General features: G+C 55.8%; 25 protein-coding genes and 1 pseudogene. 13 read left to right on the top strand and 13 right to left on the bottom strand.

Features of this window, described 5'->3' with window-relative positions; all coding sequences use genetic code 11:
* Positions 1–506: 506 nt before the first annotated feature.
* The 3 genes from AC1DK3_RS17140 to AC1DK3_RS17130 all read right to left on the bottom strand — a co-directional run bounded on the left by AC1DK3_RS17140 (position 507) and on the right by AC1DK3_RS17130 (position 3,891).
* Positions 507–1,517 carry a hypothetical protein gene (locus AC1DK3_RS17140; protein ID WP_477193473.1) on the bottom strand — a complete coding sequence of 337 codons (1,011 nt, stop codon included), beginning with the start codon at positions 1,515–1,517 and terminating at the stop codon, positions 507–509.
* Between the two features lie 534 nt (positions 1,518–2,051).
* Positions 2,052–3,293, bottom strand: coding sequence for an acyltransferase family protein (locus AC1DK3_RS17135; protein WP_477193472.1), 1,242 nt, complete (start codon positions 3,291–3,293; stop codon positions 2,052–2,054).
* A gap of 241 nt (positions 3,294–3,534) precedes the next feature.
* A complete protein-coding gene (locus AC1DK3_RS17130; protein ID WP_477193471.1) occupies positions 3,535–3,891 on the bottom strand; it encodes a hypothetical protein in 357 nt (118 codons plus the stop codon).
* Positions 3,892–4,115: 224 nt separating this feature from the next.
* On the opposite strand from AC1DK3_RS17130, the gene AC1DK3_RS17125 reads away from it, so the two are divergent.
* Positions 4,116–4,331 (top strand): hypothetical protein, encoded by a 216-nt coding sequence (locus AC1DK3_RS17125; RefSeq protein ID WP_477193470.1) that lies wholly within the window; start codon positions 4,116–4,118, stop codon positions 4,329–4,331.
* 25 nt (positions 4,332–4,356) lie between these two features.
* Entirely contained in the window at positions 4,357–4,548 is a 192-nt protein-coding gene (locus tag AC1DK3_RS17120) for a hypothetical protein (protein WP_477193469.1), read from the top strand.
* A 1,406-nt stretch (positions 4,549–5,954) separates the two neighbouring features.
* Here AC1DK3_RS17120 and AC1DK3_RS17115 read toward each other — a convergent pair.
* On the bottom strand, positions 5,955–6,200 hold the full coding sequence (locus tag AC1DK3_RS17115; protein WP_477193468.1) for a hypothetical protein: 246 nt from the start codon (positions 6,198–6,200) through the stop codon (positions 5,955–5,957).
* Positions 6,201–6,350: 150 nt separating this feature from the next.
* The gene (locus tag AC1DK3_RS17110) at positions 6,351–6,851 is read right to left on the bottom strand and encodes an NAD-dependent epimerase/dehydratase family protein (protein WP_477193749.1); all 501 of its coding nucleotides are present in this window, start codon (positions 6,849–6,851) and stop codon (positions 6,351–6,353) included.
* A 202-nt stretch (positions 6,852–7,053) separates the two neighbouring features.
* Between AC1DK3_RS17110 and AC1DK3_RS17105 the strand changes: the two genes are divergently transcribed.
* Positions 7,054–7,329: a hypothetical protein gene (locus tag AC1DK3_RS17105; protein WP_477193467.1), complete on the top strand. Its 276-nt coding sequence runs from the start codon at positions 7,054–7,056 to the stop codon at positions 7,327–7,329.
* A 76-nt stretch (positions 7,330–7,405) separates the two neighbouring features.
* On the opposite strand, the gene AC1DK3_RS17100 is transcribed toward AC1DK3_RS17105, so the two are convergent.
* Both AC1DK3_RS17100 and AC1DK3_RS17095 read right to left on the bottom strand, forming a co-directional pair.
* On the bottom strand, positions 7,406–7,675 hold the full coding sequence (locus tag AC1DK3_RS17100; RefSeq protein WP_477193466.1) for a hypothetical protein: 270 nt from the start codon (positions 7,673–7,675) through the stop codon (positions 7,406–7,408).
* A gap of 306 nt (positions 7,676–7,981) precedes the next feature.
* The gene (locus AC1DK3_RS17095; RefSeq protein ID WP_477193465.1) at positions 7,982–9,157 is read right to left on the bottom strand and encodes a zinc-dependent alcohol dehydrogenase; all 1,176 of its coding nucleotides are present in this window, start codon (positions 9,155–9,157) and stop codon (positions 7,982–7,984) included.
* 337 nt (positions 9,158–9,494) lie between these two features.
* Between AC1DK3_RS17095 and AC1DK3_RS17090 the strand changes: the two are divergent.
* From AC1DK3_RS17090 to AC1DK3_RS17080, 3 genes and pseudogenes are all read left to right on the top strand, one after another.
* Positions 9,495–10,262, top strand: a pseudogene (locus AC1DK3_RS17090) (NRAMP family divalent metal transporter); the annotation flags it as partial.
* A 256-nt stretch (positions 10,263–10,518) separates the two neighbouring features.
* On the top strand, positions 10,519–11,538 hold the full coding sequence (locus tag AC1DK3_RS17085; protein WP_477193464.1) for an SDR family oxidoreductase: 1,020 nt from the start codon (positions 10,519–10,521) through the stop codon (positions 11,536–11,538).
* A 487-nt stretch (positions 11,539–12,025) separates the two neighbouring features.
* Positions 12,026–12,238, top strand: coding sequence for a con-10 family general stress protein (locus AC1DK3_RS17080; protein ID WP_477193463.1), 213 nt, complete (start codon positions 12,026–12,028; stop codon positions 12,236–12,238).
* 160 nt (positions 12,239–12,398) lie between these two features.
* Here AC1DK3_RS17080 and AC1DK3_RS17075 read toward each other — a convergent pair whose 3' ends face one another.
* Positions 12,399–12,653, bottom strand: a complete 255-nt coding sequence (locus AC1DK3_RS17075) for a hypothetical protein (protein ID WP_477193462.1) — start codon at positions 12,651–12,653, stop codon at positions 12,399–12,401.
* Positions 12,654–12,697: 44 nt separating this feature from the next.
* Positions 12,698–12,892 (bottom strand): hypothetical protein, encoded by a 195-nt coding sequence (locus AC1DK3_RS17070; RefSeq protein WP_477193461.1) that lies wholly within the window; start codon positions 12,890–12,892, stop codon positions 12,698–12,700.
* Positions 12,893–13,341: 449 nt separating this feature from the next.
* On the opposite strand from AC1DK3_RS17070, the gene coxB reads away from it, so the two are divergent.
* The 5 genes from coxB (at position 13,342) to AC1DK3_RS17045 (ending at position 18,274) form a co-directional block, all read left to right on the top strand.
* Positions 13,342–14,376, top strand: coding sequence for a cytochrome c oxidase subunit II (gene coxB / locus AC1DK3_RS17065; protein ID WP_477193460.1), 1,035 nt, complete (start codon positions 13,342–13,344; stop codon positions 14,374–14,376).
* 7 nt (positions 14,377–14,383) lie between these two features.
* Positions 14,384–16,318 carry a cytochrome c oxidase subunit I gene (ctaD, locus tag AC1DK3_RS17060; RefSeq protein ID WP_477193459.1) on the top strand — a complete coding sequence of 645 codons (1,935 nt, stop codon included), beginning with the start codon at positions 14,384–14,386 and terminating at the stop codon, positions 16,316–16,318.
* Positions 16,315–16,920: a cytochrome c oxidase subunit 3 gene (locus AC1DK3_RS17055; protein WP_477193458.1), complete on the top strand. Its 606-nt coding sequence runs from the start codon at positions 16,315–16,317 to the stop codon at positions 16,918–16,920. Before ctaD ends, AC1DK3_RS17055 begins: the two co-directional genes overlap by 4 nt.
* 77 nt (positions 16,921–16,997) lie before the next feature.
* On the top strand, positions 16,998–17,366 hold the full coding sequence (locus AC1DK3_RS17050; protein ID WP_477193457.1) for a hypothetical protein: 369 nt from the start codon (positions 16,998–17,000) through the stop codon (positions 17,364–17,366).
* Positions 17,360–18,274, top strand: coding sequence for a cytochrome c oxidase assembly protein (locus AC1DK3_RS17045; RefSeq protein WP_477193456.1), 915 nt, complete (start codon positions 17,360–17,362; stop codon positions 18,272–18,274). The genes AC1DK3_RS17050 and AC1DK3_RS17045 overlap by 7 nt, the downstream gene beginning before the upstream one ends.
* A gap of 443 nt (positions 18,275–18,717) precedes the next feature.
* Here the strand turns inward: AC1DK3_RS17045 and AC1DK3_RS17040 are convergent, their stop codons facing one another.
* Positions 18,718–19,020 (bottom strand): HAD domain-containing protein, encoded by a 303-nt coding sequence (locus AC1DK3_RS17040; protein ID WP_477193455.1) that lies wholly within the window; start codon positions 19,018–19,020, stop codon positions 18,718–18,720.
* 343 nt (positions 19,021–19,363) lie between these two features.
* Between AC1DK3_RS17040 and AC1DK3_RS17035 the strand changes: the two genes are divergently transcribed.
* Positions 19,364–19,522, top strand: a complete 159-nt coding sequence (locus tag AC1DK3_RS17035) for a hypothetical protein (protein WP_477193454.1) — start codon at positions 19,364–19,366, stop codon at positions 19,520–19,522.
* An 872-nt stretch (positions 19,523–20,394) separates the two neighbouring features.
* Here the strand turns inward: AC1DK3_RS17035 and AC1DK3_RS17030 are convergent.
* The 3 genes from AC1DK3_RS17030 to AC1DK3_RS17020 all read right to left on the bottom strand — a co-directional run bounded on the left by AC1DK3_RS17030 (position 20,395) and on the right by AC1DK3_RS17020 (position 21,784).
* Entirely contained in the window at positions 20,395–20,817 is a 423-nt protein-coding gene (locus AC1DK3_RS17030) for a response regulator (protein WP_477193453.1), read from the bottom strand.
* 54 nt (positions 20,818–20,871) lie between these two features.
* The gene (locus AC1DK3_RS17025) at positions 20,872–21,234 is read right to left on the bottom strand and encodes a hypothetical protein (protein ID WP_477193452.1); all 363 of its coding nucleotides are present in this window, start codon (positions 21,232–21,234) and stop codon (positions 20,872–20,874) included.
* Positions 21,235–21,406: 172 nt separating this feature from the next.
* Positions 21,407–21,784, bottom strand: a complete 378-nt coding sequence (locus tag AC1DK3_RS17020) for a response regulator (protein WP_477193451.1) — start codon at positions 21,782–21,784, stop codon at positions 21,407–21,409.
* A 256-nt stretch (positions 21,785–22,040) separates the two neighbouring features.
* Between AC1DK3_RS17020 and AC1DK3_RS17015 the strand changes: the two genes are divergently transcribed.
* Complete coding sequence (locus tag AC1DK3_RS17015) at positions 22,041–22,706, top strand: Crp/Fnr family transcriptional regulator (RefSeq protein ID WP_477193450.1); 666 nt, start codon at positions 22,041–22,043, stop codon at positions 22,704–22,706.
* Positions 22,707–22,950: the final 244 nt, after the last annotated feature.

The following is a 22,950-nucleotide window of genomic DNA, read 5'->3' as shown; positions in this document are numbered from 1 at the left end:
TTCTTCGCAACGGGAGCCGCGCGAAGCGACTCCCAATTGGATGCTCAGTCCATTGACTTTTGTTTGCTCGAGTCAGGCGCCCGCGAGGACGTTCCCTCCGGTGTCTTGGCGGCATCGGTTCCGGCCGCGCCCGATGCCTGTCCCTGCGCCACGGTCAGGTGATGAACCGGGCGTCTCGTATCAAATGGTCACCCTATTCGACGACTTTCGCAAATCCGCTCATGCGGTGGGAACACTGTTCCTTTGGTAAAGAATGGCGAGCGCAAAACAGGGAGCGCTCGGTGGACGTTTTTTGACGATGTCCCATCGCGCGGCCTTTGGGATCCCCAACGTCATTGCGACGTCAGCCAGGACGCGGAAGTGTTGCGAGTCACTCGCGGACCAGCGATCACGAGCTTGCGGGATGAACCAGACTCGCACTCGTCCACGGTTCGAGCTCGTGATCACCCACTAAGTTGCTGTGTTGCCGATTGCAGCGTTGCAGTCTTCTACTAAGCCACACTCGCTCAGTTCTGATTACACATATATGATCTCGAACAGCGGACATAGTTTCCGTTTATTTCGAACGCGTTGTCCAGGAACTGCACGGAATCTGCGTTGCGGACCTTTATGTGAATGCGTTTCTTGTCCGGGTCGTAGTCCTTGAGCCTACACGATGTCTCGACATCGAGATCGTCGCCGACCTTTTTCACATCGGTACCTTGACAAGAAAATGCTTCGTGAAGGTATTCAAAACTAGCACCACAAAATCCCATAACCTGATATTGCTTGGAGTCGAAGCGAGTCATTTTGGCGAGCGCGCCGCTGTTCGCCAATTGGCAGTCCTCAGACGAATGCGCCCACACTCCGGTCAACTCGGCCAACGGAGCTACGGAGTCCGGCACGTCCACAACTCCCGGTGCCTTGGTTTCCCCCGTTGGGTCGAACAGCTCAAATTTTCGCTCGATAAGTCTCTTGCCATTCGCCAGTAGGCTTACCTCCCACTCCCCCAGAGTTGCTGTATTCGGTGCACTGTGAAATCCCGTAAATACTGTTCGAACAGTGCCTGAATAGGACGAGTCGAAGACCCAGGGATAATCGACATCCTCCCAGCCTATTCCGCCCTCTGCTACCTCGTGCGGACGAGACACCCTATAGTTCACGACAAGGCGATCGCCGCGATGGATCTCGGGAAGTCGGAATTCAAAACCCACGACCATGCCATCTTGCTTCGGCACCCGGTTGCTTGTCGGCTCAAACCGATAAGTCATGCGGTAATCGTTCATCTTCTGATTTTCGGAATCCGTGCCGTGGAAGGATCGGAACTCTTGGGATATCGTTACAATTCGCCCGAAATTCGTGACGCGAAGCCAAACACGACGTCCTTTTTCTGTGACTACCGAAAATGTTTGCGGCAGGTTTGCTTCAGGAGGGGAGGGAATAGCTGGACCTCCGTTACCCTCTCTCGGATCACCTTCTACGCGTTCTAATCCTTCGACGTTTTCTTCGCCGGCCTCGGCGCAGTCCCACTCGGACATCAGGATATAGACGTCTCTTTGAGCGATGCCGCCGCGACTGCCATGCAGGTCGCCCTTGGCGAACAGACCGGTCTGTGAATTGACCGTCTCATTTACTTAGAACGACCATCCGGTCCCAACAGAGTTATCGCCCGTCCATTGTAGATCAATCGCGTTGGGTTTGGGCGCGGTCAGGATACGAGCGTTATTATCTTTCGGGCTGCATAACGATCCCGCGTTACAGCTCGCAGATAAAATCAATAAAGTTGCGATCGCCACTAAACAGCGTTTCATTGTGCCCTCCCCGAATGGATTGACAAGACAATCTCTCAGGTCAAGGAATAAGGAAATGCATTTGTAGGGGTTTTCTTAATCCCCGTTTCCGCGCAGTCAGTCGAGCATCACTCAGATTTTGGCATACAGAGCCGCATGAGCATTACCTTCAGTTTCTGAGCAGAAGACGAAGCTCCGTCTCCTCTTGTGTGAAGGGGGATCTGCATCAACTATAGTTGTTCGGGAATATCGGCATCATTCCGGCCGGCGCTCTTTTTATTTTCAAATGCCTGTTCCGGTTACCACGACCCGTGGGGAGACAAGAGGAGAGCGCTTCGCGTACGTTATCATTGGTGCCTCAATGCCTACGTAAAGAAGGTAAGCCGCACCCAGCGTAAGGGGTAATGCCAGCAGCAGAACGAAAATTACGGTCGCGACTTGGCCAAACTGAAAAGTGCCAATGGCTATAAAAATCAGAAGTTGAATGATAGGCACGTGAACGACGTACGTTGAGTAAGACAATTTCCCTAACAGGCGAATTGGCCGAGCCTCAAAAACCATCGCCGCGACGCTTTTTAAATTGAGCCAGTTCCAGGGTATCAACAGCGGCGCCACGAACATCGACCACAGCAAAGCGGTTTGCTTAGCATGGTGGGCAGAAATGAAAACTATCAATGCGAGTGCCGTAGACGCATACAATGTCGAACGTTGAGATGGCGGAGAAAGGCACAGGCGCGTCAATATTCCGAGTAAAAGAAACGGGCCACCGAAGGCCAAGTTGCCCGGAAGATCGAAGTCGCCGAAAACGCCGCCTTCTAACGCCAGAAAACCCGCTGTTGCGAATATGAAAAGCGTGAGCGGCCCCATCGGCTTCAACGCTAAAGCGACAATGAACGGCGCAATCAAATAGAATTGCCACTCAAGCGATAAACTCCACGCTGGAGCAAGAAAAATTTCTTGCGACCCATGCGCGATTTGATTTGGAATTAATCCTTGAAGAAGACCGACGTGGGCGAACAACTGGGCAGCAAATCCCGTTCCAGCCAACGACGCTCTGTCGAGACGCATTTCTTCCACGTTTGGTGTGAGATCCCCCCACGGCAGCGTCAGGATCGTATCGGAATAGAGTTTCGAACAGACGACGCCGGCCGCCAAGCAGATCAAATACACCGGAAAAATGCGAAAACCCCGGCGCGCAATATACCTCCCATAATTTTCATGCTGGCCAATAATGAGATGCGTCAACACGAAACCGCTTAGGATGATAAACACCTGTACCGCATAAGCGCCTTCCAATCTCACCCTAGTCAATATCGGAAATAAGCCATCTGCCCCTGTGTACCAGACGATGTGCGTGATCACGACTGTCCATGCCAAATAGGCACGTAGCCCATCTACACTCGCGATATGGCCAGATGAGTTCACGGCTTTTGGGCCGGGCTCGGAGATCGTCACGGGCAACGGCCCCCCAAAATTAAGGCGAATGTCTAAAAATACAGTATTCCCTGGTGAAACGGCTTTCACCCGGGCGATGATTTGTCGGTTAAAGAAGATATTTAATTCAGCAGCATACCGCGCAAATCAATTCCGCCCCGCACCTCACAACACGAATAGATTGGGCAACCAACTCGCATATCGCGAGAGAACCGTATGGGAGGACTTAACGCCATTGATGTGGACAAATCTATTCGCGCTCCGAAGGGCTCTATTCGGGAAGAGGAGCGGGGCCCGGTGGCCTCGCTACCCGCGAGTGAGCAGGAGTGACTCAAGCCGCGTCCGCAGCTCGGCCTTCGCGCACGTCAACGAGGTAGTCCTGAATGTCGTCCCGGTAACGCAGCTCTAACGCGACGGATAGGCTCTGGAAGAGCGTGAATTTGATAACGTGGGCACGAGCGGCGGCCCCTCCGGCGCTCTCGAAATCAACGCCGTATCTACGTCGCAGGTTAATGCGCTCCCGAACGAGATCGTCGATGCCGAGAGTGAGGGTTGGGCCATCGAAGCTGCTTCCCTCTATGTCGATAACGACGACCGACCCTGTCTCGTCGAATTGCGCCTCGCCGGTAAAATGGCCATAGGCGATCCCGTCGACCACGGCCCCCAGCTCTTCGAAACTACGATGCATCGGGCTACTCCAAACACAAGCCTGCATATGCATCGAAAACGCCGTTGAGGTGGCTTGGTTCGTTACAATTTGTGAGCCGCCGTCGACCACGAAGGACGTTTACCTTCTGTATTGGGGGGCTAAACCGTGGCCAGCCATCTTCAGGATGTTTTATTCACTTGGTCTACTGCCGGGAACCCTTCCTCGGAAGCGCGCGTTGCGCGCAAAAGAGTCAAAGGGACTTCATGCGCAATCTCACTGCTTCGAATTACCTCTTCCTTATCCCCGCACTGGTTGTCGGCCCTCTCCTGCTCGTGCTGCTCATCCTCCACGGCCTCATCCTCGACCAGTATTACCGCGTAAAACGGTGGTATACGCGGGAGCTTCCATCCGCGCGCATCATACCCTTGAACATCTACTTGAATCATCGGTCGAAGCATTACGGATCCAACCACAGGTGATGCAGAACGAGCAAAGGCCTACGCCATGGCACCACAAACCGTAGCGGCAGAATTCCCCAATGAAGACCTTGCTGACAGAGCAATTGGCCGTCTGGAAATCTTAGGTGTTCCGCCCGAAAACATCCAGAAAAGCCGCTCTTTCGGTACGCAGATAAGGGTGACTGCCAGCGTCGAAGACAGGTTGGCGGACAAAGCCCGAACCATTGTCGATGGCTGAGATCCGAGAGGCGCTAGACGCCCTCTATTGCGGGAACTGTCCGAGATCCTTCTCCGTTGTGCGAAAAAAACCGAGATCTGAGATGGCGGGCACCAAACCTACCGGCGATAATGCGAGAAATGGTGTGCGAAAGCGCTCGCAGCTGCAGCGACTAATCCTGCCACAGCAACGGACGCCATCGGAAAAGCGTGTTAAGAGCACAGTATCGGCAGTCAGAACCCTAGGCTCTGCTGGCTGAGATCCACTGAGGTCTCGCCTAACGCCGGAGTGTTCGCTGTGAGATTTCCCGTCGGTATTTACACACCCAGAACAATTCGATATTCTGAAGTCGGCGTTCGAGATAACGGGCGCAGAACTCAGGTTGCCACACGAGGACGCGGAAGGACGGGATCAAGTTGCGAAAGCCCTGTTAGATCCATCCAGGGCGGGTCAATTTGAAGTTGAGCGGCTGAAGGCTTATGCCGTCTCACGATATCGCCCCAGGACGTAACTTTGCTCTACCGTCGTCAATCCGTAACTAGCACATCGCTTGCGGACCAGGAACCGACGGGGGAACCACGAGTATTCGGCTTATGTGCGGCATTGGATTTCGCCCCTCCCCCCGCGCGTCATTCGAGCCGCAAAGAGGGTTGCCGCTGGCAGCCGCCAGCCGATGGGTCGGGCCGCAATGATGGCGTCGCAGGCCCAGCGACTGCGACGCCACTTACGAGTGCCGGATCGGTATATGCTCAGTATGCTGCGCAATTTGAACCAGATTGGGAGCAGCCCCGGGACACTGGCGACCGGCAAGCACTTCTAAGCGGGACTCGGCTTATCGATCGGCGGCGATCGCGGGATTGGCTGAAGTGCGCTGGCGGGTAGCGAACCGCGACCGCTGAGCGATGCTTCAGAGGCGCGTTAAGCGTTTTCGGTTTACTTCGGTCTCATAACTACCGTCGACAATCTACAACTACCACCACGACCGACATCACCTTGGAAACACCTCGGTTTGCAGGCCGGGAACCGACGTCCGTATAACGGGTATTTTGCTCATGTGTGGCATTGGATTTTCGCTCCCCCGCGTCATCCAAGCCACAATCAGGTCGCCGCGCTATGCTTCAGCGGCGGGTCCGACGGCCGACAAAACGGAGTTGTGCCGTATGGCGTCGCAGCCCCACCAAAGACTGCGACGCCAATAACAACGAACGCTTCAAGCCTTGCGGGTTTGACCCGCGGGCATAAAGTCTGCATGCTGTGTATTCTCGAGAACAGCGCCTGTAAATAAACCCACGACCGCGAAAACCCCACGCTTCTCCGAGCGTGGGGTTTTTGAATTTGCGAATGCTCCGTCTTGGGGAGTCGGACGCGCGGACTGGGATCGACGCGCTGGCTTGGTGGAACTTGGGTCTGCTGCGCTATTCGAACCCTCAGGCTGCGCGCCGCTCCAGATCTTCAGCGAGGTTGAGGGCAAGTGTCTTCGCTGGTTCCGCTGTTGTCGATGCCGCGTAACGTGCGACGTTGGCGGCGTTTTTGAGCCGGAATTTGGAGGGTTCCGCTTTGATGTCATAAATTCGCAGAAGCAGCTCCGGAACATGCGAGAGCCGTAGACCGGCATCCTCCCAATCCGCCAGATCTGCCATCGAGATTGGAAGGCTTTGAAAATATCCCGCCATACTACCTCACTCGCTTGTCGCGGCAACCGCTTAGCAAAAGGAGCCGCAGACCTAATTGGGTCCCAAGAAAGTAATAGATTGACCTGATATTTCAGCGACCAACCTCAAATGATCCGCGCGGCTCGTGTTATTCAAGTCACGGAACCTTCATTACCTGAGAACGATAAGATGTTGCACGCGCCCGGTGTTAACCAGCCGTAACAGAGAACGATGGATGCGGTCGGTTTCTGGCTGCGACAGCAGCGCAACGCTTACGTCGGAGTTTGACGATGTTGAAGAAAGAAGCGCAGCATTTCCTTTGAGGCATCTGGACCATCTTCGCTGGTGAAAGTGCCCGCTGGCCGTCGCAACCATATTGCGCGTACCATGGACGTTGCTCCGCCATTGCCTTCCATGATGGCCCGGCCACATGCTGGTATCACCGGCGACGTGAAAAACGGCGTCGAGCTCCTCGGGCATGGCCCTTCTGAGCGAGTCGGCATCCTCGATCGACCCTTCCACGAGACGAACGGGGTATTGCTGTAATCGCGCCAGCCGGGAGCCTGGCCTATGCAGCGCTGTAACCGCCCTGCCGGATTGCGCGAGATGCTCGATGAGGTTGAGACCAATGAAGCCCGTTCCTCCCGTAACGAACGCGCTCTTATTTGGCATTATTGCGCCCTTGCGTAGTTGACCGATGTTAGAGCCCTCGACGTGCAAACATCGCTCGGGAGCCGGCGGACAACAGTGCGCGTACCGACCATCTGGACCGCCCGAGCTCTCATAAAATTTCGAGATGCCAACGGCGTATTGGGGGAACGCCCGATCTACGGGTAGCGTTCGCGGAGTACAACAAGAATTGGAGGAACGTAATATGAAGACGATTTTTGCCGCAGCCGCGTTAGTTGCGTTGTCAGCAACAGCTCCGGCACTAGCCGCCGAGACCGATGTTAATGCGAATTCAACTGGCGGGAAGCCGTCGACCAGCACAGATGCCGGCACTAATCCTGCCGCCAAGAATGAGCAAGCCTCAGAGTCTACGGGTGCTTCAACAGGCATGTCTGGCAGCTCATCCAAACAATTGCCGGGCGCATCGGACACTAAATCGGATTCAAGCTTGAGCACTAATGGCAATAAGCCAAAACAGTAAGCTCTTGCGCTGATCAATTGCACCGAGATTGGCCTCGACTAAAGCGGGGCCTTTTTTGATCGCTGCGGCACGCTTATCAATGCTGATGCTGCGGTGTAAAACTGTTCGCCTCCCCAGCCTGCGCAGAGATCAAGCCGCCGTGCCGATCACGACCGACACCATTGGGAAAGCCGCTCCTACCTGAGTAATCCCGCGGTTGCGACTTTCTTGCAGATCGCGCGGTGACCTCAGTTGCAGCAAATAGGTCGAGAGCCGTGATACCGAGGACCGTGACCAGCGCCGCGCCTACAGTTTGGCGTTGCGGGTTGTAAGGGCTGAGGGCTGCGGTCAATGCGGCGATATCCATCCCGTCTCCCGCGACGCGTGCCCAAAGGCCAATCTTTTTTTCCGTCGACAACGTTATGACGCCGGCTCCGATTTCCCGTGCACCGAAAGCGCGGATCACCGCGGGAGCGTTCGGCGAATATAATCCGAGGGCATTGCTCAAACGGCGTGGCGCAACAAGTTGGACCGTGCCAAGACAAATCCCGAACCAAGCTAGGCCCCGGCTTAACCTATCGACCGGACCGGCGCTGCCGTTCCCAGTCTGAATAATCTTTGGATCCGACGGCAGACGCGTCATATTGCTGGATAAGTTCATTTCAAAATCCGATTATGGTTTGAGGACGACCTTGATGCAGCTGTCGCGTTTATCGCGAAATACATTGTACATCTCGGGGCCGTCCTCTAGGGCTGCCGTATGAGTGATCACGAAAGAAGGATCAATCTGTCCTTCGGATATCCGTTCTAAAAGGTCGTCGGTCCAACGATTGACGTCGGTCTGACCCATCTTAAACGTTAAGCCCTTGTTCATCGCCATGCCTATTGGGAATTTGTCGATGAATCCGCTGTAGACCCCAGGGACAGAAATGACCCCGGCAGGGCGGCACACGTATATCATCTCGCGCAGAACGTGAGGACGGTCACTTTCCAAACCCACCATTTGTTTAGCGCGATCATAGACTGTATCAGGCTGGGAAAATGAAACATGGCTTTCCATGCCCGTCGCGTCGATGCACTTGTCCGGTCCCTTGCCGTGCGTCAGTTCGTTAAGACGATCGACGACACTTTCGTCATCGAAGTTTATGATCGTGGCACCGCTCGCCTCGGCCATGCTGAGCCTCTCGGGCAAGCGATCGATAGCAATGACCTGTTCAGCGCCGAGTAGCATGGCGCTGCGGATTGCCATCTGACCTACGGGGCCGCATCCCCACACGGCGACTGTGTCCGCTTTCTGTATGCCGCACTGCTCGGCAGCCTGCCATCCGGTTGGAAAAATATCGCCGAGAAAAAGAGCCTGCTCATCGCTCAAGCTGTCTGGAATTTTAATATGCGTGGTGTCCGCGAACGGCACGCGCAGATACTCGGCCTGCCCCCCAGGATAGCCGCCTGTTAGATGGCTATAACCGAACAGCCCAGCTGTGCTGTGCCCAAAAACTTTATCGGCAAGATCTTTCTTCCGATTGGATCGTTCGCAGACGGAGTAATGCCCAGCTTTGCATTGGTCGCATTCCCCGCAGAATATCGTGAAGGGAACGACGATGCGGTCGCCCTTCTTCAGTTGGCCGTTAACTCCCGACCCGATCTCAACGACTTCGCCCATCATCTCGTGCCCCATGATATCACCTGGAAGCATCGCCGGGATGAAGTTATGAAAGAGATGCAGATCCGAGCCGCAGATGGCGCAGCTCGTTACTTTGATTATCGCGTCACGGGGCTCCTCTATTTCCGGATCAGAAACCTGGTCGCATCGAATATCCTCCTTTCCGTGCCAAACCAGAGCTTTCATCTGTTCTTCTCTCCGTGGCGAAGATCCAATTCCAGTGGAGAACCGCATCGCCATGACATCGTTCCAGCACGAAGTGATGCTCCACCGCGGTGGGCTTCAGAGTTCGCTCCACGCCCCTTACTAACCCGCCTGAGCAGTTGTGCGATGTCGCGAGGAGAGAAGAGTTCCTACCCGGCACAACAGCATTCTCTGGAAAAGCTCGTTTATCATTTCAATTCGACCCAGACAGGCGCGTGGTCACTTGCGCGAGCGCGTCCGCGAACATTCCGATCGACGCCCGCTCGTTTCAGCTTTTTTGCGAGCGGCGGGCTGAGAAGAATGTGGCGCTGATCTCGGGGCAATGGGAGACGCGGGGGTGTTACTCTTAGGAGGGCCGCGCCTCCTCTATGTAGTTGGCTTTGGCGTCATCTGTATCCTGATGCAGATTTTCCTTAAGTACACTCGTTATGTCTCTGTTCTGAAATGGCTTGCCCTTGCGCTATTCGCTTATGTTGTGACGCTGTTCGTCGTGCAGGTCTCTTGGAGCGAAGCGTTACGGGGTCTGCTGCTTCCGAACCCATCGATGGAGAGTAACTATTGGCAAACCGTCGTCGCGATCTTCGGCACAACAATTAGCCCTTATCTATTTTTCTGGCAGGCCTCCCAAGAGGTCGAAGATATCCACGAGATCCCGAGGCGCCAACCGCTGAAGCGAAAGCCACAACAGGCGGAAGGCGCGCTGCAACGTATCCGTCTTGATACAGCCGTCGGTATGCCTTTTTCGAATCTCGTTGCGATATCGATCATGATCACCGTCGCGGCTACCCTTCATGTGGCGGGAAAAACAAATATCGAAAGCTCGGCGCAAGCTGCCGAAGCACTGAGGCCAATGGCCGGCGAGTATGCGTTCTGGCTCTTCGCGGCCGGCATCATCGGGACAGGTCTTCTCTCGATTCCTATGCTAGCGGGTTCTGCCGCCTATGCAGCGGGCGAAACTTTCCGTTGGAGGACCGGTCTTGCCCTCGGTCCGCGGGAAGGTAAGGCATTTTATGCAACGATTGCTTTGTCGACCATCATTGGCACGATCCTGAACTTTACGAGACCCGATCAAGGCACTTTTCTATAGCGCCGTCCTCAATGGGTTGGCGGCCGTCCCGGTGCTGATCGCGATGCTGATGATCGCCCTCCTGAAGTGATGGGAAAATTCCGTATCCGGGGAACTTTGCTGAAGCTCGGATGGATCACGGTCATTGTGATGGGCGCAGCCGCTATCGCCATGTGCGGACAGTTTTTCATCAGTTGAATGTGGGCCTTATCGAGACGCGCCGCGAGGAACGCACGTAGAGGCCTAGCGTTAAGGACCTGACACATCGGAGATTGCTATGAATTCCTCTGCGCACAGCTCGAATACGGTAGACCTTTCTAAATTCCGCAAGGGCGCGGAGGCCGCGGCGCGCGCCGAACGTAACATCCAGCGCGAGATTGATGAGAAGGAAAAGAGCCACAAGACCGTAAAGAAATCCCGCGCAATGCAAGCAGGTGCGCGGGAATATCCCGAACCGCCGCTACCAGATCAACATCTTGCGAAGCCCGGTGAGGAAGCAGCGCTTGCGGTACAGCCAATGTATGACGCCCCCCACTACAAGGGGTCAGAAAAACTGAAGGACAAAGTCGCGCTCGTCACCGGCGGAGACTCAGGTATCGGCCGCTCGGTCGCCGTCCTCTTTGCGCGGGAGGGAGCTGATATCGCCATAGCGTATCTTACCGAGAATCAGGATGCCAAAGAGACCAAGCGCGCTGTCGAAAAGGAGGGCCGCCGCTGCATTCTCCTGTCCGGCGATGTTGCCGATCCGGCATTCTGTCAAGCAGCAGTGAAGAAAACCGTCGACGAGTTTGGCAGGCTCGACATCCTCGTCAACAACGCGGCGTTTCAAGAACACGTGAATGCGTTCGAAGATCTGACGGAAGAACACTTCGATCGCACCATCAAGACCAACCTCTACGGCTATTTTCATATGGCCAAAGCTGCCGTTCCCGAAATGAAGAACGGAAGCGCGATCGTTATGACCGGCTCAGTCACGGGCCTTCTCGGCAACAGGGATTTGCTAGACTACTCGATGACCAAGGGTGGCATTCATGCCTTTACCCGCTCACTCGCCACGCACCTCATCGACAAGGGTATTCGCGTGAATGCGGTGGCACCAGGCCCGGTATGGACTCCGCTCAATCCTGCAGACAAGCCACCAGCGAGCGTCGCGAAGTTCGGGGCCGACACGCCGATGAAGCGGCCTGCACAGCCTGAAGAAGTTGCGCCCGCTTTCGTCTTTCTCGCCTCTCCCAGCTGCTCAAGCTTCATCACGGGAGAGGTGCTTCCCATTATTGGCGGCTATTCCGGCGGCTAGGCCGGCTGAAATCAGTTCGCAGATTTCGGCTCTACAGTCCGGCCGCTCTTGTTACCGGGTTCACCTTTGACGCCCGCCGAGTCCTGCGAAGGTTGTGTCGGGGTTCTGAGGCTCCTGCCACTTTCTCCAGGCGAGGCGCCAGTCCCGGCTCTCTGATCGGGCGGTTCTACGGCTCGTCCGCTTTTATTTCCAGGCTCGCCCTTGATTCCGGGACCGGAATTTGGCGGCGTGGCAGGCGGATACTCCGTGGCGAATGCTGATAACGCTGGGGGCAACGACAGAGCTAGGACGGCGATGCCGATAAGGATCTTTTTCATACCGGAGCTCCTTCTTATGGGCATTGAAAACTATTCTCGCCATGTCCCGTTCCCTAAGCCGGCTGCGGCTTCGCAACTAGTCCCCTCGCCGGGGACAGTGAAATTGCGCAGCCTTATCCTGCCTTATCGAGTCACCTTTCTGTTCATCGAAGAACAAGAAAGGACTCGAAATGGTAGGAAGCAATTTCAAGAATGATCCACAGAAGGCGTCGGAAGCCGGCAAGAAAGGCGGCCAGCATTCGCACCCCAGCCATCAGCAGGATCAAAGTCACCAGAAAGGCGGTCAGCAGGGTGGAAGCTCGTCCTCAGGGCAACACGGACAACACGGCGGCTCGCAGGAGCAGCACCCCGAGGCAGGAAAACACGGCAACAAAAACCGCTGAGTTTCGCTTGGGATGGTTCAATGGACCATCCCTTTCTTTCAGACCTGAACGAAGGGGCCGGAGCAATCACTGTGTTTGGTCATGGCCCTGGTGACGCAGACCCACGTACAAGAACCGATCGGCCGCCTCCTAGAAATGCGAAGTGCAGCTCTTAAACTCGTCAGCCCGTGGTTCCAGTTCTAAGCTCAATTTCGTCAACGACACGATCGGAGCGCTCGGCCGATAGCTCCTTCTGCTTCCGTTCGGCTTCGGCGTCACGATAAATCTGTTCGGTCGCGCGCGTAGTAGCAGCTCTGGAGCCTGGACGCCCGTCCAACTGTCTCGTCGCGTTGGCTCCATACAGATAGAGGACGGCTAGGAGTATAGGCCCACCTATGATCGCGAAAGTGAACAGCAAGTCGCTTAAAGTTTTCATCACGGGTGTTCCTTCTCAAAGATCACGAGAAGCGGTCCTTCGCCTTACTTCTTCCGACCCATCGGTTTAACGCCTCCGACGCATTGCTGGCCGCTGAGGACACTCTCGCAGCTGAAGTCGCTTCGACTTTGTGCGCCCTTCATTTCGGACTTGGCCAAGCCTCTGATCGGGTCCTTGCCGCTGAGGACGCTCTTCTTACCGCCCTCGATGGGGACGGGGTGAATTGGTGCGTTTGCCACCTCAAAATCTCCTTGCACTACTATTGGAAAATTCCTGACAGCGAGGTGTGTTCCTCCATCAAGCCGAGTGTGACTGCACAAAATATCGCGCTATTTTGCAACGCATGAGATTGCTGCATCGCCGCTGGCATTTAGGGCAAAACTACAGGGCGCATTTTCATATTTTGCATCGATATTTTTAGACGCCAACAGGACGCGAAAATGGACTGCCCTCTGGAACCTCACCGTGCCGGGACTGTTGCCACACGGAAGATCCCAAGAGGCTCGGCCCGCGATTGCGCGTAGTTCGGCCTCTCTGATCGCTCCGCCTGCTGACCATTCGCGAGGAACCCAAAGCTTCCGCTTGATGAGCCGGTTTGGCCCAACTCGCCAGGTCTAATGCACTCGTTTCAAGCAGCCCGCCCAATGCACGGGCCGCTCGGCAAAGGAACGTCACAAGGAAGGCAGCCGTGTCGCCGAGGAATTACAAAAAAAGAGACCTCCTCGTGCACCTGATCCTCGCCGGCTACGCAACTCTGCCGAATGTTGCATCAGCCGATGCACCGTTGAGCTACCTGACATCATCGGGACCGAAGGCGGAGCAGACCCTCTATTTGACGTGGGGCCTCCTTCTCATGTCCATTTTCGTCGTCATTCTCTTTTCGTCGCTCGTCGTCTGGGCGATCTTCCGGGCGCGCCCGCCGACCACAACAGAGGCGCCAAGTGTGGCGTCCCAAGTCAGCGGATTCAATATCTTCGGTTGGGGCCTCATCGCGACCACGCTGCTCCTCGCAGGATGTGTGGGATGGACCATGGTCACATTAGCGGCAATCAATCGCCCGCCGCGCCAGCCCTCTGTCACCATCGAAGTCACAGGGAGGCAATGGTGGTGGGAAGTCCACTACCTCGACAAGGATCCGTCGAAGACTTTCCTAACGGCGAACGAAATCTATATTCCCGTCGGTGAACCGGTCGAGGTGAAGCTCCGATCGGCCGATGTCATCCACTCATTTTGGGTTCCAGCACTCGCTGGCAAGACCGATGTTATTCCGGGGCAGATCAACACGACGTGGATCGAAGCGAGCGCGCCAGGAACGTTTCTCGGCACGTGCTCGGAATATTGCGGATTGCAGCATGCGCACATGGCGCTTCGCGTCGTCGCGGCACCGCGAGACAAATTCGATGCGTGGCGTGACGATCAGCTGAAGCTCGTAGAACCCCCGGGCACTCCCGACACCAAAGCCGGACTTGTCGCGTTCGAGCGGCGATGCGCCGCCTGCCATGCGGTGCGTGGCACACCCGCAGGTGGCATTTTCGGGCCCAATCTTTCGCACTTGATGACGCGAGCGACGCTCGCCGCAGGCACGATCCCGAATGACGAAGGCAACCTGGCCGCCTGGATCGCCCATCCCCAGCAGCTCAAACCTGGCACGCGTATGCCCCAGGTGCAGCTCTCCAGCAACGAAATGCAGTCAATAACAATGTATCTCACGAGCTTGAAGTGAGGCACCGATGACCGAGACCGATCTCATTCGCTTCGAGGACTCGACACCAGCCCTTCACGCCAAGCTCCAGCGCATCTGGCAGTCACCTCCTGGCCTCCTCGGCTGGATCGCGTCGGTCGATCATAAGTCGATCGGCATCCGTTACATCGTGACGGCGTTCGGCTTCTTGCTGCTCGGCGGGATCGAGGCGCTGATCATGCGCGTGCAGCTCGCGCGTCCAGATCAGAACATTTTGACACCGGAGCAATACAACGAGCTCTTCACAATGCATGGCGTGTCGATGATCTTCTGGTACGCATCTCCCATACTGTCAGGACTCAGCAATTATCTCTGGCCGCTGCTCTTGGGCTCACGCGACATGGCGTTTCCGCGTCTCAATGCATTCTCGTACTGGATCTATCTTTTCTCGGGTGTCATCCTCTACGCGGGCTTCGCTTACGGCATTGCGCCGAATGCGGGTTGGTTCAACTATGTTCCCTACACAGGCAAGGAGTTCAATCCCGGGTTCAATATTGACGTTTACGCAATGGCGTTAATCCTTCTCGGCATTTCGACGACCGTCGGCGCCATCAATTTCGTCGTGACGCTGATGCGGCTGCGCGCGCCAGGGATGTCGGTCAACCGGATGCCGATCCTGGTCTGGGGAACGCTGACCGCGTCCGCCGGAAACATTCTCGCCGTTCCTGCCGTCAGCCTCGCATTTTTTCTTCTCTGGCTCGACCGGCGGTTTGGAACGCACTTTTACGACGTCTCGAAGGACGGCCAGCCGCTGCTCTGGCAGCATCTCTTCTGGATGTTCGGACACCCCTGGGTCTACGCAATCGTATTGCCCGCGATGGGCATGGTTTCCGATGCATTGCCGACGTTCTGCCGGCGGCCGCTTGTCGGCTATACGCTCGTTGCGCTCGCGACCGTACTGACGATGGTACTCGGATTTGGCGTCTGGGTGCACCACATGTTCGCCACGGGCTTGCCGAATATCGGCATGTCGTTCTTCAGCGCGGCGTCTTTCGTCATCGTCATTCCAAGTGCGACGGCCGTGTTCGCATGGATCGCGACGATCGCTCTTGGCCGTCCGCAATTGACCACGGCGTTTCTTTTCTTCTCAAGCTTTATCATCCTGTTCGTCATCGGCGGCGTCTCGGGATTCATGACCGCGTCGGTTCCGGTCGATTGGCAACTCACCGATACTTATTTCATCGTGGCGCACATTCATTATGTGCTGATCGGGATCAATCTTTTTCCCGTACTTGGCGCCCTTTACTACTGGTTCCCGAAGATGAGCGGCCGCATGCTGGATGAGCGCCTCGGCAAGTGGAACTTCTGGTTGACCTTCATCGGGTTCAACGTCGCTTTTCTGCCGATGCATTTGACCGGCCTTTGGGGAATGCCGCGGCGCGTCTACACCTACGGCCCGGACTTCGGCTGGAATACGCTCAATATGATTTCGAGCATCGGCTCATTCATACTGGCGCTCGGCATTCTGGTTTTTCTGATCAACGTCGTCGTCAGTCTGAGGCGCGGCGCGGTCGCCGGAGCGAACCCCTGGAACGCGCCGACGCTGGAATGGGCGGTCTCTTCTCCTCCGCCGCCGTATAATTTCTCCGTGATACCGACGGTCGCAAGCAGACATCCCCTCTGGGAGGATTTTCTCCGGGCAAGTGATGACCGTTCCGAGATCACGCGTGGGTTCGCGCTCGATGACGGCCGCGAAACATTGGCGACAACGCCAGTCGATGCCGAGCCTGATGCCATTTTGAAGATGCCGGAAGACACCTACGCGCCCTTCGTTTTGGCGCTCGGCGTCTCAGGACTCTTCGTTTCAATGCTGGAACGATCGGTACCTGGGGGCGCTGTGACGCTCACCGTTACTCTGTTCGCCACACTCTTCTGGCTGTGGCCGGAACGCGCAACGTTCAAGCCGCTGGAGGCCTCCCGATGACCGATGCCGCGACGACAGAGGTCCATACCGAACCCCGCGTCCTGGCCGGCGACGTGTACAAATCTTCCGGCTGGTGGGGAATGGTCTTCGCCATTGCGACCGAGGGGGCCATCTTCGCCTATCTGCTTTTCAGCTATTACTACATGGCGATCGAGGCGAGAGCGGATTGGCCGAATGCCTATCCTTCACTCAAACTTGCACTTCCGAATACGATCGTTCTGCTCTTCAGTAGCGTGACCTTCTGGTGGGCAGATCGGCAGTTTGCATCAGGCAAAAAAGCCGAAGCGCTGCTCAATATGGTATTAACAGCAATCTTGGGGGCGATATTCATCGGCGTGCAGCTTGCTGAATGGCACAGCAAGAACTTCTCGATGTCTTCCGGACCCTATGGCTCGCTTTATTTTACAATCACCGGCTTTCACATGGCGCACGTCGTCGTCGGCCTCATAATCACTCTTGCACTCATCGTGTGGCTGGCGTTTGGCGTGATCGACGATCGGCGTCACGCTGGGATTTCCATTGGCTCCGCCTACTGGCATTTCGTCGATGCGGTTTGGTTGACCGTCTTCTTCACTTTCTACATCACACCGTATTTGATTTGAGGTGCACGATGCCACAAGAGCTTCCATATCCAGCCTCAAGACATCCCGCGCCACGCCATGAAAGCAGCCACGAACTCTTGACGTGGTTTTCAATTGTCGCCCCTCCGCTCGCCTGGGCCGCGCGGCTTTTGGTGAACTATGCGATCGCCGGCCAGCATTGCACTGGAGCTGCGGACATCGGCGCGATGGCGCTTCCCGAGGAACGGATCGCAACGATACTGCTTATCGATATCCTGGCAGTGGTGCTTGCATTCGTCGCCGGCGTTATTGCTTATCGCCGGTGGCGCGAGCCGCGCTCCGAACGCGGTGGCGGCGCGCATCATCTCGTCCACAGTGGGGAGGGACGCGCGCGCTTTCTCGCGATGTGCGGAATGTTGACCAGCGCGCTGTTTGGCGTCGCCGTCATCATCGATGCGATCGGGACAATCATGGGGCCGCCATGCTGACGATCGTTCTACTGGCTTTTGCGTTTTTGGCCGGGTCCGCTTCCCTTGCGCATGCGCACATTGATGCCGACGCGGAGGCAGCGGCGACGCTTCAATATCTGCAGGCTATTATCGTCACGGCGGCGACGCTTCTCTATGCTTCCGGTGTGTATCGCATCCGCCGCCGCGTAGGCGGCGACCGCGTAGTCACCCGCTGGCAAACGCTCGCATTCAGCTTGGCTGCCATTCTATTCATCGTCGCCCTATCGCAACCGGTCGACGACATCACGGACTCACTGTTTTCAGCCCATATGGCGCAGCATCTGGTGCTGATGTTGCTCATCCCGCCGCTCGCGGTCTGGAGTCGGCCAGTCGTCGTCGGCTTCTGGGCGTTCCCGCACCAGGCGCGAAAGATCTTGTCGAGTTCACGCCCCTCCCGCATTCTGCGCTTGATTGTTGACTGGCTCATGCAGCCACTCGTCGTTGCTGCATTGTTCCTCGGCACATTTTCATTTTGGCATCTGCCGCAGCCTTACGCATGGAGCCTCGAGAATGAATGGATCCACGCCTTTGAGCATCTCACCTTCTTCGTCACTGCGATCATGTTCTGGAAACTTGTGATCGAGCCATCGGGCCGACGCAGAATGGGATATTACGCAACGCTGGTTTACGTTGCGGCCATCGCCGTGCTGAGCGGACTGCCCGGCGCACTGATGCTCCTTTCACCCGTCGCCCTATTCAAAGCGCATGGCAGCGCTTCGGCGGTGTGGGGGCTAACACCACTCGAAGATCAGCAGATCGCTGGGCTCATCATGTGGATTCCGGCGGGCCTACTCTTCCTTGTCCCAACCGCCGCGCTTTTTATCAAAGGGATGACGGCGGAGTCGCCCGCTCGTCGAATGCACATCAATCTCGTCATACGCCGTTAGAAGTGCTGGTGGGATGACGCGAATGTCCAATTTGCAAGCATGGGAAGTTTCCAAATTGCGTGATGAACGCCACTCGTTCCTTCGAATTCTTTTTGATGAACTCTTCTTCGCACAATGCGTTTGATTTTTGCATGGGCCCGGTGTCAACCGGCCGCGACAGAGAATGATGGACGCGGACATTTTGCCGGTTTCTGGCCGCGACAACAACGCATTGGTACGCGCTGACATCTAACCTGTTCCGGGCACGTGCACTCACCGCGGATTAATCTTTGTCTCGGTGGAACGCCGAGCGGATATTCTCAGCCACCCTCATAATCAAGCCTGCTCGCATGTCGCGGTTGGTTTTGCCTGCGAAGTAGTCAAGCACCCCGTTACAGATCTCCGAAGTGAGGCCGTCCTGTCCCGAGGGTTGGAAAAGAGGCAGCTCGTCGAGTTCGTCATCCTCATCGTCGATTACGACATAACGGCCGCAATCCGCATGCGCGGCGAGCCAGCGACGTGCGTCGCGGCTCCTCCGGCATGTCGGGACAAATGTCATCGAACGGTATTTCGTAGAATCGGGCCGCGTACAGTCCAATGGGATCGACCCGCCAGGAGGAGGTCAGCACCACGTGCGCCCCGCTGGCCTCGACGAGCTTGCGGAAGCGGGCAAGCAGCGTTTTGTCGACGATATAGGGAAAGTGGCGGGGATTGGCCGTGCGATCGCAATTGAGCACACCATCGATATCGAGAAAGATCGCTTTCATTCTTACCCGTCCCTTCATGACGAGCGGCGCGAGCCCGAATCTGCTTCGAACGTCACTTAATGCACCGGCACGTCACCACTCTACATGGGATTTGAATTGGTGGTCACTCGCGGGAGTACAACGGACCATTGGCCGAGGTCGTCAGCGAGGCTTGGCTGCGCGGTCGATCCATTAAATCGGCAAGAGACCGCAACTCCCGAGATGTTCGCGATGTTGTGTGGAGATCCCGAACAAGGATCAAATCAATGTTTAGAGTGATTATCTTAGCGGCTTCTATGATCGCAATCGGTTGTCTCGCGGCATCTGCGCAGGACAAAGCGAAGAGTGGTGTACTAACGCGCACATGCAGCAGATGAATTCCCAAATCGGCAAGATGACTGACGCGGCAAAGAAAAAAGAAGCTAAAAACCATCTCGCCATGTCAAAGGCCGCCATGAAGGCCAAGGACATGGACGGATGCGTCAAGCACATGGAAAAAGCCCACCAGGCGATGGGCCTCTGAATCGCCGAAGAAGCATGTGGACATGATCCTATTCGGTATTCACCGACGACCGTGGATGAATTTGAACGAAGAAAAAAATGCGACACACATTTTTACTGGCTACATTTTTACTGGCTACACTGTTCTTTCCAACTAGCGTAGGGTCCCGCCAACCCGTCCAAGCTAAGGTGCCAGATCTCGCCCGCACGCTTGGTGACAATGCGGACGTCATCCGAGATAGCCGCTTCTCAACTGGCCGGCCTAGAGCTTTCCTCTAATGCTCTAGCAGTGGTTCGAAATGATCGCGGTTCGCGGCCTTCCGTGGCTCCGTTCATCGAAGCGGGCTTTTCCTGAGACCTTCTATCACCGCCAACGCCATCCCAGCACATGCCGGTACGGCTCAGCGAGGAAGCAGACTTAGGCAGCGGCGCTGCTCAAAGGACGGCTTCCAGAACCGGCTACCCCCCCCGCGCCCCATTGACAAACTATCATGGTTTGAGAATTCTTTCCCGTGCAATAGCTGGGCTCGGCATGCGTGCGCGTCGCATCCTACAAACAGGAGCGTTTAGTCCGGACGACGTCATCCGGCTCCAGGAGGCTTTTGACGCTGCTTGGGCGACAGTGTCCACGACCGTCGAAACCGTAGATCAACCACGCTGTCGGGAAGTCCTCGCGACCATCGTCGTCTCAACGGGAAACGTATCAGGCCTCGACGCCCACGAGCTTGCGGCAGTGGCTATCAGGACCTTCGAGTCCATCCGTGCCGGTACTCAAACTCTCCTCTAGGCGCTTTTCCTGAAGCGGATTCCTAGCTCGTGAGCTAGTCAGGGATAAGTTCTTAAATCCGCTCGTGTGGTACCGACTGACTTTATGCGATCTGAAAATGGTCAGAGTCAAATCGGCTTACTACGGGGTGTGTACTGACCAACTTCGCCTGCGATCAAAGTGTCCACCAATCTCGCAAAGTCGTCGGCTCCATAGGGCTTTCTAAGTATCGGCGTTTGGGGATACACCGCGCGCATTTCCCCCTCGCCGCGGCCTGTGCAGATGGCGAATGGTATGCCTTTGCCATGGAGAGCCAGGGTTACACACTCCGCGGTCCCATCTTTCAGGACGTAATCGATAATCGCGATGTCGATCTCCTCGCTGTCGAGAAACGCCAACGCTTCCATGGCCGTCATGGACCGTCCGACGACCTCACATCCGTTGTCTAGGAGTAATTGCTCCATGTCCAAGGCGACCAGAACGTCGTCTTCGACGACCAGCACTCTGGGTCTACGACGATCAGATGTAAGGTCATACGAGATAGTGTGCATTTTGCACCCCAGGACCGACTGAGGAAGTCTATAACGGAAAGTTACTCTCCTCGGTTATGCTGTCTCCTTCGCCTTCTTGCGGTAGTGCACGAACATCCTTGGGCGTCCTGGCACATCTTGAAATTCCGCGTGGAAGCCGTTCTGCCGCAGATCTTTGGGTTTAACGGGTGATGCCGAGAATACGACAGGCACATCGCGTGCTCTAGCCTCTTCGCAAAACTTTGCTGTCTCGGGCTTCCCATCAAACTCGACGACGACGGTATCGATTTTCTTGCTGCGCAAGAGCGCGAGAGCTGCGGCGAAGTTGTGAAAGACGTGCGTGCAAACCTGGCGCTTATTGAGCGACGCGCGCAGGCTGATTCCGTAAAGACGGGACCGGTCTACAATGATGATCGCTTGCGGAAGATCCTTTGCCATTGTTGGTAACTCGTCGAAGGAACTGGAACGAGATATTTGACAGCAGGACGCGATTTTGGAGGCGACGGTTCCCGATGAAAACTCCTTTTTCAAACCCGATCGAAAAAACTTGGTACGGTATCGAACAATAATTTCCGTTCGCAGAATTGCGCCGCAGCATTGCTGGGAATTGTTAAGCTGCAGGAGCGACGAGCGCATCGCAGGCAGCGATGACTGCTGCGGAATCGTAGGGCTTGTCGAAAAATATCGAGCCAGGAACCTTCCGCGAATGGTCGCGCGAATTTGCCGACGTGTAGATGATTGGCAAGTCGGGCTGCAAGGCTCTCAACTGGTTAGCGACATCCCATCCATTCAAGCGACCCGCGAGTTGGATATCCGTGAAAAGAATATCGATCTTGCCACCCCCATTAAAATGTTCGATTGCCCCTTCGCCGGTCGCTGTCTCTAAAACCGCCCAACCGCGCGCCTCCAATTCGTTGACGATGTAAATGCGCACGAGGAATTCGTCCTCGGCAACGAGGACAACCCGCGCTTCATGGCCGACACGCATGGCCGCGTCCTAAATTGAGAAGAGAAAACGCCGCCCCGGTTGTTTCTTATTAATTTATTGCGTCAAACACAGACGGCTACCGCTCCATAACGGTCGCCAAGAGCGCTGGTTCCGGCAAAACGTATGAAAACGTACAGTCCACCCGGAATTAGGCGATTGCTCATTTCGGGTATAGAAGGAAATATCGTCCGCTGGATTTTCCGGGCGCGAACGACTGAGAGATGCGAAGCGCTCTTGCCCTTCTTGGGAAAGAGCCATGGTCTTCCAGCAAAACCACATACTTTCGCGTCTCGCGCCCCGTGATTTTGAGCTTCTTGAACCGAGCCTCGAAGTAGTCGATCTTCCTCTACGCAAGGTTTTGGATCGCGGACGAAGAAAAATTACTGCGATCTATTTTCCGGACAGCGGCTTCGCCTCGGTCGTCGCAAATGGGCGAGAGCATCCTATCGAAGTCGGGCTAATAGGCCGTGAAGGCATGAGTGGTTTGGCTATTCTTTTCGGAAGCGACCGCGACGCCAACGAAACCTTCATGCAAGCCCCCGGACGCGGCAGACAGATTGCAGCACATGCCCTTCGGGAAGCCATAGATCAGAGCGCGACTCTACACCGCTCAATGCTTCGGTATGCCCACTCATTCCTTGAGCAGACCATGCAAACAGCTGTCTCCAACGCGCGCAATAAGATCGAAGAGCGCTTGGCCCGTTGGTTGCTGATGGCCGATGATCGGATCGACGGTGATGAACTGCCTTTGACCCATGAATTCCTGGCTATGATGCTTGGAGTACGACGTCCCGGCGTAACAATTGCAGTCCAAGAGCTTCAACGCGCCGGCGTCATCGCGCAGAGGCGTGGGCGGATTGTCATCACTGATCGCGCAGCGTTAGAGAAGCTGTCAAACGGCACTTATGTTCCTGCCGAGTAGGACTGAGATTTCTACTGGCCGAAGCCAACATCCCGGCTGTCTGCTTAATCACGCGGACACGTATTGAAATCAGCTCCTTCGAGATATGCTTTGAACAATTTTGTGCGGGGCGGCGTTCGATTGTGAAAATCGCAGCAAAGGAATGTCGCAGCGCGAAGAGGATATCGTCGACGTTCATGAGGTGATTGAACCTGCGGTGTTCGAGAAGTTAGGTACCCTGTTTCTTGGACGATCAAATCGCGGG

The organism is Hyphomicrobium sp. 01T421 (assembly GCF_056398805.1).
Note: the sequence above shows the minus strand (reverse complement) of the source record. Positions and strands in the feature narration are given on the sequence as shown.

Excerpts from the sequence above, each read along its gene's own strand:
- AC1DK3_RS17140 (WP_477193473.1), bottom strand. The coding sequence starts at position 1,517 with ATGTCCGAGTGGGACTGCGCCGAGGCCGGCGAAGAAAACGTCGAAGGA.
- AC1DK3_RS17130 (WP_477193471.1), bottom strand. The coding sequence starts at position 3,891 with ATGCATCGTAGTTTCGAAGAGCTGGGGGCCGTGGTCGACGGGATCGCC.
- AC1DK3_RS17125 (WP_477193470.1), top strand. The coding sequence starts at position 4,116 with ATGCGCAATCTCACTGCTTCGAATTACCTCTTCCTTATCCCCGCACTG.
- AC1DK3_RS17120 (WP_477193469.1), top strand. The coding sequence starts at position 4,357 with ATGGCACCACAAACCGTAGCGGCAGAATTCCCCAATGAAGACCTTGCT.
- AC1DK3_RS17115 (WP_477193468.1), bottom strand. The coding sequence starts at position 6,200 with ATGGCGGGATATTTTCAAAGCCTTCCAATCTCGATGGCAGATCTGGCG.
- AC1DK3_RS17110 (WP_477193749.1), bottom strand. The coding sequence starts at position 6,851 with ATGCCAAATAAGAGCGCGTTCGTTACGGGAGGAACGGGCTTCATTGGT.
- AC1DK3_RS17105 (WP_477193467.1), top strand. The coding sequence starts at position 7,054 with ATGAAGACGATTTTTGCCGCAGCCGCGTTAGTTGCGTTGTCAGCAACA.
- AC1DK3_RS17100 (WP_477193466.1), bottom strand. The coding sequence starts at position 7,675 with ATGGATATCGCCGCATTGACCGCAGCCCTCAGCCCTTACAACCCGCAA.
- AC1DK3_RS17095 (WP_477193465.1), bottom strand. The coding sequence starts at position 9,157 with ATGAAAGCTCTGGTTTGGCACGGAAAGGAGGATATTCGATGCGACCAG.
- AC1DK3_RS17085 (WP_477193464.1), top strand. The coding sequence starts at position 10,519 with ATGAATTCCTCTGCGCACAGCTCGAATACGGTAGACCTTTCTAAATTC.
- AC1DK3_RS17080 (WP_477193463.1), top strand. The coding sequence starts at position 12,026 with ATGGTAGGAAGCAATTTCAAGAATGATCCACAGAAGGCGTCGGAAGCC.
- AC1DK3_RS17075 (WP_477193462.1), bottom strand. The coding sequence starts at position 12,653 with ATGAAAACTTTAAGCGACTTGCTGTTCACTTTCGCGATCATAGGTGGG.
- ctaD (WP_477193459.1), top strand. The coding sequence starts at position 14,384 with ATGACCGAGACCGATCTCATTCGCTTCGAGGACTCGACACCAGCCCTT.
- AC1DK3_RS17055 (WP_477193458.1), top strand. The coding sequence starts at position 16,315 with ATGACCGATGCCGCGACGACAGAGGTCCATACCGAACCCCGCGTCCTG.
- AC1DK3_RS17045 (WP_477193456.1), top strand. The coding sequence starts at position 17,360 with ATGCTGACGATCGTTCTACTGGCTTTTGCGTTTTTGGCCGGGTCCGCT.
- AC1DK3_RS17040 (WP_477193455.1), bottom strand. The coding sequence starts at position 19,020 with ATGAAAGCGATCTTTCTCGATATCGATGGTGTGCTCAATTGCGATCGC.
- AC1DK3_RS17035 (WP_477193454.1), top strand. The coding sequence starts at position 19,364 with ATGCAGCAGATGAATTCCCAAATCGGCAAGATGACTGACGCGGCAAAG.
- AC1DK3_RS17030 (WP_477193453.1), bottom strand. The coding sequence starts at position 20,817 with ATGCACACTATCTCGTATGACCTTACATCTGATCGTCGTAGACCCAGA.
- AC1DK3_RS17025 (WP_477193452.1), bottom strand. The coding sequence starts at position 21,234 with ATGGCAAAGGATCTTCCGCAAGCGATCATCATTGTAGACCGGTCCCGT.
- AC1DK3_RS17020 (WP_477193451.1), bottom strand. The coding sequence starts at position 21,784 with ATGCGTGTCGGCCATGAAGCGCGGGTTGTCCTCGTTGCCGAGGACGAA.
- AC1DK3_RS17015 (WP_477193450.1), top strand. The coding sequence starts at position 22,041 with ATGGTCTTCCAGCAAAACCACATACTTTCGCGTCTCGCGCCCCGTGAT.